Origin of the sequence: Streptomyces viridiviolaceus, assembly GCF_014650995.1 — a bacterium.
In the GTDB taxonomy this organism is placed as follows: Bacteria; Actinomycetota; Actinomycetes; order Streptomycetales; family Streptomycetaceae; genus Streptomyces; species Streptomyces viridiviolaceus.
Map to the genome: position 1 here is coordinate 1 of NZ_BMWA01000147.1, position 509 is coordinate 509.

Consider the following 509-nt stretch of genomic DNA (forward strand, 5'->3'; position numbering starts at 1 on the left):
GAATAGATGATTTTGGAAGGAAGCTCAATGAGATTGTCCAAGATATAGGGACTAAATATATTATTTTGAGCAAAAATAAGACTTATCTCACTTCTTTAGAAAGAGCTAAATTGATAACCCAATTAAAATTAAATGTGGAATAAAAACATGACTGAAGACAGATTGAGTGCAGAAGATAAAAAATTTCTAGAAGTAGAAAGAGCTTTAAAAGAAGCGGCATTAAATCCTCTAAGGCATGCTACTGAAGAACTTTTTGGTGATTTTTTAAAAATGGAAAATATCACTGAGATTTGTTACAATGGGAACAAGGTTGTATGGGTTTTAAAAAATAATGGCGAATGGCAACCATTTGATGTGAGAGACAAGAAAGCCTTTAGTCTATCTCGTTTAATGCATTTTGCTCGGTGTTGTGCAAGTTTTAAGAAAAAAACAATAGACAACTATGAAAATCCTATTTTGAGCAGCAATTTAGCGAATGGTGAAAGGGTGCAGATTGTCCTTTCCCCTGT

General features: G+C 33.0%; 1 protein-coding gene and 1 pseudogene. Both read left to right on the plus strand.

Going from position 1 to position 509, the window contains the following annotated elements; all coding sequences use genetic code 11:
• On the plus strand, window positions 1-143 hold a 143-nt coding region (locus tag IE260_RS43590; protein ID WP_189881054.1), incomplete at its 5' end, for a cag pathogenicity island translocation protein CagZ.
• A 4-nt stretch (window positions 144-147) separates the two neighbouring features.
• A pseudogene (gene virB11, locus IE260_RS43595) lies at window positions 148-509 on the plus strand (cag pathogenicity island type IV secretion system ATPase VirB11); the annotation flags it as partial.